Annotated in this window: 11 protein-coding genes; 9 read left to right on the top strand and 2 right to left on the bottom strand. The window is 60.0% G+C overall.

The window, feature by feature from the left end:
* Window positions 1-262 precede the first annotated feature (262 nt).
* The 7 genes from QRN51_RS08810 to QRN51_RS08780 all read left to right on the top strand — a co-directional run bounded on the left by QRN51_RS08810 (window position 263) and on the right by QRN51_RS08780 (window position 9401).
* Entirely contained in the window at window positions 263-1798 is a 1536-nt protein-coding gene (locus QRN51_RS08810; protein ID WP_284989516.1) for an FAD-binding protein, read from the top strand.
* Between the two features lie 93 nt (window positions 1799-1891).
* On the top strand, window positions 1892-3055 hold the full coding sequence (locus QRN51_RS08805) for an iron-containing alcohol dehydrogenase (RefSeq protein ID WP_284989515.1): 1164 nt from the start codon (window positions 1892-1894) through the stop codon (window positions 3053-3055).
* Between the two features lie 258 nt (window positions 3056-3313).
* On the top strand, window positions 3314-4843 hold the full coding sequence (locus QRN51_RS08800) for an APC family permease (protein ID WP_284989514.1): 1530 nt from the start codon (window positions 3314-3316) through the stop codon (window positions 4841-4843).
* A gap of 559 nt (window positions 4844-5402) precedes the next feature.
* Complete coding sequence (locus tag QRN51_RS08795) at window positions 5403-6932, top strand: sugar ABC transporter ATP-binding protein (RefSeq protein ID WP_284989513.1); 1530 nt, start codon at window positions 5403-5405, stop codon at window positions 6930-6932.
* Entirely contained in the window at window positions 6929-7918 is a 990-nt protein-coding gene (locus QRN51_RS08790; RefSeq protein WP_284989512.1) for an ABC transporter permease, read from the top strand. The genes QRN51_RS08795 and QRN51_RS08790 overlap by 4 nt, the downstream gene beginning before the upstream one ends.
* Window positions 7915-8934, top strand: a complete 1020-nt coding sequence (locus QRN51_RS08785; protein WP_284989511.1) for an ABC transporter permease — start codon at window positions 7915-7917, stop codon at window positions 8932-8934. The genes QRN51_RS08790 and QRN51_RS08785 overlap by 4 nt, the downstream gene beginning before the upstream one ends.
* 26 nt (window positions 8935-8960) lie before the next feature.
* Window positions 8961-9401, top strand: coding sequence for a carboxymuconolactone decarboxylase family protein (locus tag QRN51_RS08780; protein WP_284989510.1), 441 nt, complete (start codon window positions 8961-8963; stop codon window positions 9399-9401).
* A 235-nt stretch (window positions 9402-9636) separates the two neighbouring features.
* Here the strand turns inward: QRN51_RS08780 and QRN51_RS08775 are convergent, their stop codons facing one another.
* Both QRN51_RS08775 and QRN51_RS08770 read right to left on the bottom strand, forming a co-directional pair.
* The gene (locus QRN51_RS08775; protein ID WP_284989509.1) at window positions 9637-10053 is read right to left on the bottom strand and encodes an organic hydroperoxide resistance protein; all 417 of its coding nucleotides are present in this window, start codon (window positions 10051-10053) and stop codon (window positions 9637-9639) included.
* 153 nt (window positions 10054-10206) lie between these two features.
* Complete coding sequence (locus QRN51_RS08770; protein WP_284989508.1) at window positions 10207-11469, bottom strand: ABC transporter substrate-binding protein; 1263 nt, start codon at window positions 11467-11469, stop codon at window positions 10207-10209.
* 359 nt (window positions 11470-11828) lie between these two features.
* Here QRN51_RS08770 and ahlD point away from each other — a divergent pair, with 359 nt between their 5' ends.
* Window positions 11829-12647 (top strand): N-acyl homoserine lactonase AhlD, encoded by an 819-nt coding sequence (gene ahlD / locus QRN51_RS08765; RefSeq protein WP_284989507.1) that lies wholly within the window; start codon window positions 11829-11831, stop codon window positions 12645-12647.
* Entirely contained in the window at window positions 12644-13042 is a 399-nt protein-coding gene (locus tag QRN51_RS08760) for an FmdB family zinc ribbon protein (RefSeq protein WP_284989506.1), read from the top strand. The genes ahlD and QRN51_RS08760 overlap by 4 nt, the downstream gene beginning before the upstream one ends.
* Window positions 13043-13054 lie beyond the last annotated feature (12 nt).

Genomic DNA, 13054 nt, shown 5'->3' with positions numbered 1-13054 from the left:
CACTCTCCGGGTCACCGTTGCCATACGGGACCGGAGAGAGCTCGGTGCATCTCGAAGTGCGTATTACGATAATTCTGAAAATGTTTCGAGTTTCAGGTTATTGCAGAAAACGGGGCGCTTCAAGGGTCCAGTGGCGCCTATGTTTCCGGGTGATACCCCTACTCGGGCTGTGATGGTTGACACACCCCAACTCTCGATCCCATAATATCGCTTGGCAGTACTTTTGTACGACAAACATCAAAGATGATGGATGGAGACGGATATGTCCGAGTACGATCTGATAGTTATTGGCAGTGGGTTCGCAGGCGCGTCCGCTGCGCTGAGCTACTGCGAAAACGCGGCGAAGCACGGGAGGTCCGGGCGCGTTGCCGTTGTGGAGGTCGGCGCAGAAAGCGAGCGGTCCGGCGGATCGCGCTGGACGATGGCCTGGCTTCGTGTTTACGAAGACAACCGGCTTGATGCGGCATGGAAAGACAAGGTCATGGAAACGTCCAAAGGCCTCGCCGATCTGGACTACTGCCTGGCCCTCGAGCGCGAAGTGCCAGGCACCATGAAGTACCTGGAGGACCATGGCATCGAGATCTACCAGCACTGGGAGAAGGACGTCGCGCTCGAGTACGAAACCGACAAGAGCATAAAGTGGCCCGTGGGCGGCGGCCTGCAGATCGTCAACAACCTCTTGAACCACTACAAGAAGTTCGACGGCGCCGAAATCCTGTACGAGACGGAAGCGGTCAAGTTGAGTCTCTCCGATGAGGGACGCGTCAATGGAGTTGTCGTTCGCGGCAAGGACGGCCTGCTCCGCACGCTCAGTTCCAATGCTGTCGTAGTCGCCAGCGGCGGCTTCGAAGGCAACCCGGAGATGCTGACCCAATACTTGGGGAACAACGCGGTCGACATCAAACCCATCGTTCCCGGACTGGTCCGGAACAAGGGTGCCGGCATCCGGATGGCCATGGAAATCGGCGCCGATACTTCCGGCCAGTTCGATATGTTCCATTCCGAGGTGGTGGACTCCCGAACAGAGCGCCCCGACGCTGTGATCTGGGGCCACAACTACGGCATCTGCGTCAACCAAGATGGCCAGCGCTTCTTCGACGAGGGCGAAGATTACCTCTTCGCGCACTTCGAGCTTCTTGCCTACGAAGTCTGGAAGAACCAGAACCAGAAGGCCTACTTCATCACCGACAAGCCGGTCATGGACCGGATGCGTCCAGGTTGGGTGTACGAAACAACCGACCTGGAGCCGGAGGAGGGCGCAACGCTCGCCGAACTTGCGGTCAAGCTTGGCCTTGATCCCCAGGTTCTGGAAGCCACCGTACAAGAGTTCAACGCGGCAACGCCTGGGGGCCCGTTCCAGCCCGAAATCCTCGACGGTCTGGGCACTGCGGGCATCACTCCGCCGAAGTCCAACTGGGCCAACCGAATTGAATCCGGCCCGTTCTACGGCTACCCGTTGGAGGCAAGGATTACATTCACCTATGGCGGCCTGAAGGTCGACACCGAGGCCCGCGTAGTCTCCAGCGGTGGAGTCAAGATTCCGGGCCTCTATGCCGCAGGTGAAATCACCGGGTTGTTCTACCACGAGTACCCGCCGGCTACGTCGTCGCTGCGGTCAATGACGTTCGGTCGAGTGGCCGGTGCAAGTGTAGTCAAGGACCTGAACGCCGAGGTCGGAGATGGGTCCTCGGTTCCGTCGGCGACCGCGGCCGCGGAATCCGCAGACAACAGTTCCGCACTTCTGCCGCCGTCTGAGGCTGCTTCAAAGGCGGCAGAATCGGCCGCGGCCCGCGGCTAACAGAAGCCGGCACCAGTTGTTCCAAAAAAATAGCCGACGGCGCGTCCCTTGAGTATCTCCCAAGGGGCGCGCCGTCGCACGTGGAGGACAATCATGAGCACAATGAGGATCTTCGAAATGCCGCGTATTGAACGCGTGATCGAAGGCCCCGGGACGCTGTTCCAGATCCCGGCAGAGTTGAACGATCGGGGGCTTCACAAGGCCTTAGTGATCACAGGAAGAACTATCGGCGCGAGTGAGCCCTTTCGCACGCTGTTGGATAATCTCGGCCCGACAGCGGTCGCGGTCCATTCCAAAGTGGAGGCGCACAACCCGACCACCGGAATCATGGAGCTGATCAGGACCGCACGAGCCAGCGGAGCCGACGTCGTTATCGGCATCGGCGGTGGATCCGCCATTGACGCTGCAAAGCTCACAGCCCTCGGCATCAGCGAAGGAATCGAACAGCCGGACGAACTTCTCCGCTATAGCATTTCCCATGGACTGCCGCCCCTCGCGGGGAACCCGTTGCCGATCATCGCTGTTCCGACGACCCTGTCAGCGGCTGAATGGAACGGAGTCGCTGCCTTCGTGGATGAGTCGACGCGCCGTAAGGAGCTTTCGCGTTACCTCGAGCTGACACCCACAACTATCGTCCTTGACCCTGCTCTGTCTGCCCTGACCCCAAGACCACTGTGGACGACCACCGGGGTCCGGGCCATCGATCACTCCGTCGAGATTGCGTACGCGACCAATGCGCACCCGTTTACAACAGCGTTGTGCACTGCAGCGTTGGAAATTCTCGCAAGAGACCTCCCCCGCACCGCCCAGGACCCCCAGGATTTCGAAGCGGCCCTGCGGTGCCATCAGGCCGCATGGATGTCGCTCATTGGCGTGCACAACGTCCCCGTGGGGCTCTCCCACGCCATCGGACACCAACTCGGAGCCGCCGGAGTGCCGCATGGCGTGACATCCTGCATCACCTTGCCCCACGTCATGCGTTTCTTCGAACCCGCCACTAAAAAGCAACAAGCCGCCATGGCCGAGGTTCTCGCCAGGGCAAGGGAAAGCAGCGCCAAGCTCCCGGCCGCCGATGAAATCGAACTCCTGTTCGCGAAGCTCGGAGTGCCAACGAGCATCGGAGATTTCGACCTATCCCAAGTGGCACTGGAGAACGTCGTGGAGGCCACTATGGGCGAGGCTGAAGCCGTGATCCGGCAGGCACCTCGTCCGGTTTCCGCCGACGACGTGCGAGCCATCCTGAAGGAGGCCTACTAGGAGGCGCACATCATTTGGCCGCACCTCTTTACACTGCTTCAATTGAACCGTAATATGAAAGTGATTCAAGTCTCAGGTTACCGTGTACGTTCACACGGGTTACCTCGTTCCCCCGGCGCCGAGCCCGGGTCCATTTTCACAGCAATCCCCAACAAGACCCATCCTTTAGCGGCGCCTTTTCGGATTCAACCCCTTGCATTCCTGGCTTCCAGGACCTCTATTCCCGTTTCAAACCAGAACCTCCCCCCAAGGATTCCCATGCAACCAACCAGCGCTGTATCCGACGCCCCTTCAAGTGAGAAGGTGCATCGGCTCAAACCGGGCACGCTTGGCCTCACAGGCATCCTGCTCCTTGCCTTTTCGAGTGCCGCCCCGCTCGTGGGCTGCCTCGGCAACATTCCGCTAGCCGTCGCTTACGGCAACGGAATCGGCGCCCCAGCGGGCTTCATCGTCGCAGCGATTATCCTGATGTGTTTTGCCGTCGGTTACGTCGCGATGACGAGAAGGCTGAGTTCAACGGGTGGTTTCTACACCTTCATCAGCCGGGGCCTTAGCAAGTCTTTGGGCCTCGCGGCCGGACTGTCGTCGATGCTCGGCTACCTGTGCGTAGAAGTAGCGGTCCTGGGGGCGATCGGCTATTTCGGTGCCAGCACTTTTGAAAGCACGTTCCACATCCAGGTTCCGTGGCTCGTTACTGCAGGGGTCGCGCTTGTGTTGGCTGCTGTCGGGTCCTACTTCGATGTGAAGCTCTCAACGAGAGTTCTCGGTGTGCTGTTCCTCGCTGAGATCGTGATGCTCGGGATCGTCAACGCAGCGATCTTCTTCCAGGGCGGCCCTCAGGGCGTGAGCCTGGCACCGATCAATCCGATTAATGCCTTCGGTGGAATTGCACCCGGCATCGGCATCTTCTTCGCGTTCTGGTCCTGGCTGGGCTTCGAAGTCGTCCCCAACTATGCCGAAGAGTCGAAGAACCCTCGCCGGCTCGTTCCCCTCGCAACGTACCTGTCGGTCCTCGGAATCGGCCTGATTCTTTTCGTCACCGCATGGGCCACCATTACAGGCTTCGGTGTTGACAACGTCATTGCCGAAACCACAAAACAGCTCGGAGGTTCCTACATCGGACTTGCCGAAAAATATGTCGGGACTTGGGCTGCGGACTGCATCAACTGGCTGATCCTCACGGGCTGCTTCGCCTCGATCCTTGCCTTGCACCAGACGGTGTCCCGCTACGTCTATGCCATCGCCCGCGAGAAGGTGCTGCTGCCGGCATCCCTGGGCCACACCCACCCCCGCTACGGAAGCCCCCACCGGGCCGCCGTCGCAACCTTCGCCGGAGCCGCCTTCATCCTGGCCGCCTTCACCGCTTTCTACTTCGCCGCTCCGTCCGCTCAGACTTTCGCCAGCGGAGACTTCACCACCGCCGCCTATTCGGAGGTGTTCGGATGGTTCGCCATCGCGTGCACTTTTTGGGTAATGCTGAACCAGATCCTCTGCTCCGTCGCGACCATCAGGTACCACCGACTCCCTGAGCACCGCGAATACTCCCACTGGTGGCGCACGCTGGTCGCTCCGGGCATCGGAGCCGTCGGACTCACAGGCGCCCTCTACCTCCTCTGGAGCAACCTGACCACGCTCGGCGGTGACATCATTTGGGTGACGTTGATCCCGTGGTTCTGCGTTGGCTGGTTCGCCCTCAGTTTCCTGGTGGCATTGTGGCTGCGAACCAAGCGGCCGGTAGCGTACGAACGTCTCGGCAAGGTTCTCTCGACCAGCGCGGGAGATGCATGACAGGTCCCATTCTGTAAGTCCTTGTGTTCCTGAATCCAGGGCACAGTTGGCGCTCGTCCCAGGGGCTTCCCCGGACGGGCGCCTTCTGTTTTTGCGGGCTGACTTCGTTGCGCATCTGCGCGGGATCGCCAGCCATGATTATCCACGCTGGCGGCTCTTGGGCCCCCGTGCTGTGAATCACAGCAGACTATTGCGCCCCGGCTAAGTGGCTTCTATACTCATCAAACGAACGCATTATTGTCGTACAAAAAGTCATTACGACAACCTGCGGACTCGAAAGTGATGTTTCCGCACGAGGCCTAAACAAAGGCCCGAACGGTGCGCATCGCGCACCAATAACTCTCGGAGGAGTAGGTAATGGTCAACGAAGACCAGAACGTCGGCGCCACGCCACAGCGGCCCAAGCAAGGCGGCCCGCTGTGGCGGCCTGCTTTCAGCCCCGTTACTCAGGCCGCCCAGCAGTGGGGGTGCTGAGATGGCCAAACTTGAGCCGCGGTCCCCGCTTCGAAATGGCCCAACCGAAGCCGGGAGAGGCGGATCCAGGGTAACGATTAGTCATGTGGTCAAGTCCTTCGGTGAAACCAAGGCGCTTCGAGAGGCAACATTCTCCGCCTCCGCAGGCGAGATCCACGCCATTGTGGGCGAGAACGGCAGCGGCAAAAGTACCCTCGCGAAGATTATGTCCGGCATCGTCTTACCCGACGCCGGAAAAGTAACTGTCAACGGCCTTACCGTCTCGAGCCCGTCCGAGGCGCTGGGCAATGGCATTGCTACAGTCTTTCAGGAGGTGCTTGTTGCTGAAGGCGCGAGCATCGCTGACAACGTGTTCATCGGCACACAAGGGCTATGGCGCCCCCGGATGTCCCGGAAGGAACGGAACGGGCGTTCCGCTGAGCTGCTGGAATCTTTGATGGGGCATTCTGTGGATCCCACCGCCATGGTGGAGACGCTATCGCTTGCCGATCGCCAATGGGTCACCATAGCGCGCGCACTCATCCGTGCGCCCAAGGTCATCATCTTTGACGAATCGACGGCCGCCCTTGATCTTCCGGGGGCAGCCAGGCTCTATTCCGAAATGGAAAGATTGCGGTCCGACGGGGTGTGCGTCATCATCGTCACGCACCGCATCGCGGAACTGACTACTTTTGCTGACCGGGCCACGGTGCTCCGGGACGGAATCGACGTCGGCGTGCTAAGCGGCGACGAGATCACCGAAAGCCGCCTGATCGAACTGATGACAGGCGTCTCCGCCAAGGGCGGACTCGCGGCGGGCACACAGCATCATCAGCGGCTTTCCAACCATCCACAGGAAGATATCGTGCTTCGTGCCGAGGGCCTGGTGGCAATCCCAGGTGCCCGGCCGTCTGATTTCGAGCTTCGCAGCGGCGAGATCGTCGGCTTCGCCGGCTTGGACGGCCAAGGTCAGGCGGAATTCCTGCAGGCACTGACCGGAGTCCGTTCTGCCGCCGCTGGTACGGTGTCGGCTCTTTCGTCCGAAAGGGAAGTCCTCCCCATCACTTCACTGGCGGGCGGCATTGACGCCAAGGTCTCCTACATCTCCGGAGATCGCCGGAAGGAGGGAATCTTCCCTAACCTGAGCATCGCGGAGAACTTCGGCATGCCCCTGTACCGCCGCCACAGACGCAGAGGAATGATCGACCGGTCAGCGATAAGTGCAAAGTTCAAGGACATGTCCAGCACCCTGAAGCTACGGGCAGGAGCGCCATCGAACCCCATCACTTCACTCAGCGGCGGAAACCAGCAGAAAGTGTTGATCGGACGCGAGTTGGCCCAGCAACCGCGTGTTGTTGCCTTGAACGACCCCGCCCGTGGAGTCGATGTCAGGACGAAGCGGGAACTATACGCCCAGCTGGACACACTCGCGGGCACCGGAGCTGGAGTCATCTACCTGTCCACCGAAATCGACGAACTCATTGGCCTATGTGATCGGGTCGCAGTGTTCCGCGACGGCGCGTTGCTGGGCTGGGTCGTCGGGCAGCAAATAACTTCCGACCGGATCCTTGCGGGGATGTTTGGTCACTTGGAGTCCGATTTCGACGTCGAGAAAGCAATGGTGGAGCAATCATGAAGCCTCAAAGCCCATTCGGTAGGCTCACGAACCGCACGTCGTATGCCTTCGCAGCGTGGGGCCTGCTCATCGTTTTACTGATCGTGTGCGCAATTCGCGCACCCTACCTCTTTACCGCGAGCGGCATCGGGGGGCTACTGGTCTCTGCAGTACCGCTCGTTCTGATCGTCATGGGGTTAACCGTGACTGCCCTCGTGGGCAGCGGAGTCGATCTGTCCGCCGGACCACTGATGATCTTCATCAATGTCACCCTTGTTCGGGTCCTTTTCGATAATCAGATCGGCAGCCCGGCACTGGTAGTCGCATGGGCGCTCGGTATCGGCGTGCTCATTCAGGTCCTGCAGGCCGTGGTGATCACAGTTGCACGAATTGAACCGGTCATCGTCACGCTGAGCGCCTTCCTGGCGTTGTCCGGCATCAATCTGGTAATTCTCACGCAGCCGGAGGGGCAGGCTCCCCGCTGGCTGGCCGAATGGGGCGCGGGACGATCGGTTCTTGCCCCAATGACCATAGTGCTACTGGTGGCCATAGTGGGCTGGTGGGCGTTCTCGCGCTCTCCCTTGTTCACGAGCATCCGGCTGGTTGGCTCCAATCAGCGGACCGCCTTTGTCAGCGGTGTTCCAGTTGCACTGGTCCGGATTGTCGCCCACGGCGTTTCCGGGCTGCTCATCGGCGCCGGCGGTTTGGCCTACACCGGTCAGATTGCCTCGGGAAACCCAACCCAAGGCGGAACGTACACGCTTGCTGCCATAACGGCGCTTGTCTTGGGCGGCATCAGCCTCGCGGGCGGGCGTGGTGGCATCTTGGGTTCAATTCCAGGAGCCATTGCAGTCACCCTGATTTCCTTCACCCTGACGACCTTCTCGCTCGGGACGCTCGCCTCGTTCGTCGTGCAGTTGTCGTACGGACTCATCTTGGTACTCGCGCTGTTGATCAGTGTGATAATCCCTTCAGTATGGCGTAAACGCCAGGAGGCAAAGGCATGACAACCATCGAGACTGCACCCACAGAACGCAAGAGCACGATGCTCGGAAGAGTCTCGTCCCAGAAGAACATCATCCTCGGCTTGATTATGCTGGCTGGCCTCTTGATCGTGGGCGCCGCCACTGTCCAAGGCTTCCTTTCCGGCTCAAACATCCGGTCAATGCTCCTGTTGGGCGCATTCCTGGGCCTCGCATCGGTGGGCCAGACCTTGTGTGCGCTCCTTGGCGGCCTGGATCTGTCGATTCCATACCTCATCGGTTCCGCCAACATTGGAACCCTCTACATGATCAGCGCCGGCATCCCGGCTGGACTGGCCATCCTTATCGTTCTCCTTCTTGGCTTTGGAGTCGGCATACTTAACGGGCTCCTCAGCCTGCACCTCCAGAACCAGGCACTCATCGTGACACTGGGCGTTGGGTTCGCCACCGTGGGTGCAACCCAAATCCTGACCAGCGCAGGCGCGTCTAACGCCGGCGGCACCAGCGGCGTCGTGCCTGACTGGCTCGCCAATATCTCCTCCCTCGACGGTGAGACTTTCGGAATGCCCGTACCTCCCATCGTGGTCATCTGGATTCTTCTGGCGACCGCCCTCGTCCTCGTGATGCGATACACGTGGTTCGGTCGAAGCACCTATGCACTGGGTGGAAACCGGACAGCAGCGAGGCTGATGCTGATCTCCGAACCGCGCCGCTGGGTGACGGTGTACGCCATCAGTGGCCTCTTCTCCGCAGTCACGGGCGTTCTACTGCTGGGATTCACGGGCGGAGCCTTCGTCAGGGTGGGCGACCCGTACCTGTTCCTCACCGTCGCCGCCGTCGCGGTGGGTGGGACATCCCTCTTGGGCGGACGCGGTGGCTATGGCAGCACCTTGCTTGGTGTTCTAGTGCTCATCGCACTGACCTCCTTGCTGGTGGGTTATGGGCTGAACAACAATGCCCAGCAGTTCGTCCTTGGGCTACTCATCGTCCCACTGGTGGGTTTCTATGCACGCAACCCGCACATTCGCCAGCAAATCTAATGCGCCCAATGCCAAGGAAAATGACAGTGGATAAAGACCCGATAGCTACCCAACCGCCACAGCAGAGCAGACAGTGGCAAGCAGGAATCAAAGTGCGCCGGGAGGTTTTGGGCGATTCGTACGTCACCGAGTCCCTGGAACGCACAGCTGGTACGGAGAGCGAAGCACTCCAGACCCACATCACCGAAACGTTATGGGGGGCCGTGTGGACCCGGCCGGGTTTGGACAGGCGCAGCCGGAGCCTCCTGAACATCGGGATGCTCGTCGCCCTCAACCAACACCACGAACTTGCCGTACACGTGCGCGGCGGGCTCCGCAATGGGCTTATGCCTGTCGAAATCGTGGAGTCAATCATCCAAGCAACCGCCTACTGCGGCGCACCTGCCGGGCTCGCTGCCATGCGCGTGGTCCAGAAGGTCCTCGATACTGAGGCAGCTGCCGAAGCCGCTCCGAGCCGAGGCGCCTAACGCCCCGGTCGGTCGTTCCGACAGAACCGTAGAGCCGCCGTCGTACCGTGCAAGGTACGGCGGCGGCTCTTTGGCTTCGGGTAGGGGAACGGTTTGGAATGTCCGCGGGTCAGCCGCAAATATCGTCGCCTCCAGCCCAACCAAGGGTGCACAGTCGCGGCGGGGTGCAAAGCAACCGCCGAAGCCTGGATTAAGGCGCTTGTCACTATGCGTTAGAGACTCGCCTGCACGGTCTTCAGACTATTGTGAGCTCCACTTCTATGTTTCCGCGAGTGGCATTGGAGTAGGCACAGATCTGATGCGCCTCTGCAACGAGCGCCTCTGCGGTGGCACGGTCGAGCTTTGGAAGGGTGATTTCGAGCTGGGCTGCAAGACTATAGGCCCCGTTCGGTTGCTTCAGAAGGGTTACGTCGGCGACAACCTCTGAGTCCGATGTGTCAGCCTTCGCCCTCGTCCCGACCAGCTTAATTACCTGGTGGAAGCAAGCCGCGTAGCCGCCAGCGAAAAGCTGTTCCGGGTTTGTTGCGCCGCCGGCCCCACCAAGCTCTTTTGGGGTTCGAACCGGGGTGTCCAATAATCCGTCAGGCGATTGAACATGACCGTTTCGGCCATCTCCGAGCGCAACGGCTGTTGCTGTATACAGTTCGTTCATTCTTGTGTCCTTTTTCCTCATGACGGCACCTCCCCACCGCGGCGCGCCTGGCCTTGAAAACGGCCCCTCATTTTGTGGCAGCAGTGCGTTTACACCGGCACAAAGAAGTTCCGGACAGGAATCCTGCCCGGAACTTCTTCGCTTTCACTGGACTTATGGTTTCTTCCAGGTGAAGGGATCACTCGGGTTGGTGAAGAAAGCGTCAAGCTTCTTTCCGGTCAGCCACCCGTCGGCGGGCTCGAGCCAACCATCAGCGTTGGGGTCGCAGTTCGTTCCAAGCGTCTTCTTCACTTGGTCATAGCTGATAGGCGACACACTGAGCACGATGGACTGGATCTTTGGACCCTGCTGTTGAAGGATGCGCACCGCGGTTTCGATGCCGAGATCCATCTCGCCCTCGGGAGGCCAGATGTTGTAGCCCGTGGTTGCGAATTCAGGATGGTTGACCCAGTAGCAGGCCGCACCTGTCTCGCCGCCTATGTTGATGGGCACCACGGGTCGCCCTGACTGCTGGAGCGCCTGCAGGGCTCCGGTAGCCGACGCCGGCTGCGCGACAATGCCATCCAACTGGCCAGGGTGGGTCGCAAGGAACTTCTGGACCTCCGTCTTCGTCACCGGAGCCGACCACATGCCGTTGACAGAACCCACCTGCTTGATTCCCGGGTATTCCTTCAGCGCGTCTTGAACTCCGGATTCGAAGTCGATGGCATTCGTTGCGCCGGGAACGCCTTGGACGTCAAGAACATTGCCCTTGCCGCCTATCTTGTCGAACACGGACTTAGCGAAGACCTTTCCAGCCTCCCTATAGTTGGTGACAGCACTCACGCTGTAGGGGGAATCAACGTGCCCGCTCCAAGCGACAAAGGGGACGCCTTTGTCGTAGGCGTACTGAATCGATTGGTTGAGGGCCGTCTTGGCCGAGCAGCAGGCAATCAAAATGTCGACGCCTTGGTCGACGAGTTGCCGGATCTGCTGGTTCTGGACGGTGTCGTCTCCACCCGACTGAGCGACGATGACGTCCTTGATGAGTCCTGCCTTTTTGTATTTCGGCAAGACGTCATTCATAAGGTGGTTCATGGCGGTGGTTTGCCATGAGTTGCCGGCGTACGGACTTGCGTACCCGATGGTCCACGGTGGCGGTCCTTTTGGTTTCCAGCCCTCGACATACGGTGTCGGGCCGGTAAAAGCGTCTGCATTGACATACGCTTTCTGCGCATCCGCTGGAAGCGAGGATAGGGCGCTCTGCGATGTGGCCCCGGCACTGGCCGAGGACCCGGCCCCTGCAAAGTCGTTTCCGCTGCCGCATGCTGTAAGAGCCAACAAGCCGCAGAGGGCCAATGCCCACCCAGCGTGCCTCCGCCTTCCGCGACTGTTCAATCGACGCCGTGGTGCACGGGCCTGGTCTTCGTTGACCATTCTGCTACTCCTTTTTGATAGTCCGCTGCTGGGGCCAAAAATGACTCCCGGGTCCAACGGAGAATGCACGACGGCCGCTTTGTATTAATGACGAATGTACGACAATCATAACGAGCCGTTGGGTTGAGTATAGGAGTGAGGCATGCCACACGCAACAGTTTGTTGCCCCACTGGTGAACGCCGCCGACTCAAGCTTCGCCGCCCGGCCAGCGGTGCCCTCTCTGCGCCGGGCTGCAAGAGGCAGCACCATAGACGCCCGCCAACGTCAGATTGATGGGCTCTTGCATATTCTAGGATCGTCTGACATTCTGCCAAAATATAAGAATTGCTGAAGGCATCGACGACGATGGGAGCGCTTTGTGGCAGATCAAATGAAGGTCCATGTTCTTGAAACCGGAACCATGGAAGCCGATATGACGTGGCTACTCCTGAAGCCCGGTCGAATCATCGCTGACCGTCACGACAAGGAAATGAAGCGAGAATGGGGCGACATTCCTACTCATGCGGTCCTGATCGATCACCCAGAGGGAAAGATCCTCTGGGACACGGGAGTGCCGCGCGATTGGGAAAAACGTTGGCAGCCGAGCGGCTTCGTTGACTACTTCCCTGTCAAGGGCGATTCCGCCGGAGAATCCGACTACCTCGACTCGTCCCTCGCTCAAGTCGGGCTCGCCCCCGAAGACATCGACATCGTCGTCCTGTCGCACCTCCATTTCGACCACGCCGGAAACGCGCGCCTGTTCAACAATGGCAAAACCCGGATACTGGCGAACCGCAAAGAGCTCGAAGGCGTCCGCGGCATTACCGGAGATTCCCTCGGCGGCCACCTGAAGGTCGACTTCGACGGCTTGAACATCGAGGCAATCGACGGGGACACAACCATCGTGCCCGGGGTCAGCGTCATAGACACGCCCGGCCACACTTGGGGAACCATGTCCCTTATGGTTGATCTGCCCGAAGACGGCACCAAAATCTTCACCTCGGATGCTGTCTACCTCAGGGATTCGTTTGGTCCCCCAGCGGTCGGCGCAGCTATTGTTTGGAACAATCTCCTTTGGCTTGAGTCAGTCGAGAAAATCCGCAGGATCGCGGAGAAAACCAACGCCGAGGTGATCTTCGGGCATGATTCCGGGCAATTGAACGAGCTGCGACTCGCGCCGGCTGGGCATTACCAGTGATTCTCTACGATTTCCTCTGCGCCGGGGGGCATCGCTTCGAAGCCGGACTGACGTCGATGCTTTCGGAGAACCCATCGTGCCCGGCTTGCCAAGCCTCGACCCAGCGCCGACCTGCTGCCGTTCGGCTCCACGGCCGGGCTGATGCGGGGCCATCGCAGGCTGAACGTCCACGAAGCTGGGCGCAGACGAACGAAGGGGATCCGGAGACGGTTCGGGAGTGGCAGAAGGCCATCGAAAAGCGGGAAAAGCTCGAAGCTAAATACCCGGAACTGGCTGGTGACAACCGACCGGTCCTCGCTCATGAGGGCATCTTTGCCCGGAACCCACTGAGGGTGGGCGACGATCTCGGCGCGTCCATTTCCCAGGCTTCACGGGCGACGACCCTGGATCCCTGAGCCTCAGGCGGG

It is taken from the genome of Arthrobacter sp. efr-133-TYG-120 (assembly GCF_030209785.1).
GTDB lineage: Bacteria > Actinomycetota > Actinomycetes > Actinomycetales > Micrococcaceae > Arthrobacter.
This window is presented reverse-complemented; position numbering and strand designations above follow the sequence as displayed.

Excerpts from the sequence above, each read along its gene's own strand:
- QRN51_RS08810 (WP_284989516.1), top strand. The coding sequence starts at position 263 with ATGTCCGAGTACGATCTGATAGTTATTGGCAGTGGGTTCGCAGGCGCG.
- QRN51_RS08805 (WP_284989515.1), top strand. The coding sequence starts at position 1,892 with ATGAGCACAATGAGGATCTTCGAAATGCCGCGTATTGAACGCGTGATC.
- QRN51_RS08800 (WP_284989514.1), top strand. The coding sequence starts at position 3,314 with ATGCAACCAACCAGCGCTGTATCCGACGCCCCTTCAAGTGAGAAGGTG.
- QRN51_RS08790 (WP_284989512.1), top strand. The coding sequence starts at position 6,929 with ATGAAGCCTCAAAGCCCATTCGGTAGGCTCACGAACCGCACGTCGTAT.
- QRN51_RS08785 (WP_284989511.1), top strand. The coding sequence starts at position 7,915 with ATGACAACCATCGAGACTGCACCCACAGAACGCAAGAGCACGATGCTC.
- QRN51_RS08775 (WP_284989509.1), bottom strand. The coding sequence starts at position 10,053 with ATGAACGAACTGTATACAGCAACAGCCGTTGCGCTCGGAGATGGCCGA.
- QRN51_RS08770 (WP_284989508.1), bottom strand. The coding sequence starts at position 11,469 with ATGGTCAACGAAGACCAGGCCCGTGCACCACGGCGTCGATTGAACAGT.